Origin of the sequence: Levilactobacillus senmaizukei DSM 21775 = NBRC 103853, assembly GCF_001592085.1 — a bacterium.
Classification (GTDB): Bacteria; Bacillota; Bacilli; order Lactobacillales; family Lactobacillaceae; genus Levilactobacillus; species Levilactobacillus senmaizukei.
The window spans coordinates 1-686 of the sequence record NZ_BCWD01000072.1 but is presented as its reverse complement, the minus strand read 5'-3'; the positions used below and the strand labels follow the sequence as shown (position 1 = coordinate 686).

1 protein-coding gene is annotated in these 686 nt (G+C 49.9%); it reads left to right on the top strand.

Annotation, left to right across the window (positions count from 1 at the left end; genetic code table 11):
- Positions 1–39 precede the first annotated feature (39 nt).
- Positions 40–612, top strand: a complete 573-nt coding sequence (locus tag LSE01S_RS10730; RefSeq protein ID WP_025023288.1) for a sugar O-acetyltransferase — start codon at positions 40–42, stop codon at positions 610–612.
- Positions 613–686: the final 74 nt, after the last annotated feature.

Here is a 686-nt window from a genome sequence, read left to right as displayed (position 1 = left end):
AGCGTTTTAAGTGTTAAGCTAAAAGTGAGGTGAAGGTTAATGGCAAAATCTGAAATTGAAAAGTTGGATGCAGGCGAGCCTTACTATTTTCTCGATAAGGCGGTCGCTGAACGGAAGGCGCGGGCGGCTGAACTCTGTCAGGAATTCAACAGCATTCCGGCAACTGACCCGGCAGCCCAGACCGCCAAGATCAAAGAAATCCTGGGTAGCCATGGGAAACGCGTCTCGGTTCAGGCCACATTCAATTGCGACAATGGCCGCAACATTCACGTGGGCGAGGACTTTCTGAGTAACTATAATCTGACAATTCTGGACATTGCGCCAGTGACTATCGGTCGCAACGTGATGATTGGCCCCAACGTGGATATCTATACCGTTAATCATCCACTAGTGGCGACCGATCGCCGAAGTTACACGGCTCAGGCCAGTCCGGTAACCATTGGTGATGACGTCTGGATTGGTGGCAAGGTGGCCGTCATGCCCGGTGTCACGATTGGGAGTAATGTGGTTGTCGCTGCCGGGGCGATTGTGACAAAGGATGTGCCGGACAACGTCTTAGTTGGTGGTGTGCCAGCTCAGGTAATCAAACGGCTCTTTGTCAACGAGTGTTGATGAGGGGAATTTAAGAGGTTCAATTCATTTTCAAATTGGGCCTCTTTTTGGACCCTGATTTTGAATTCAATTTA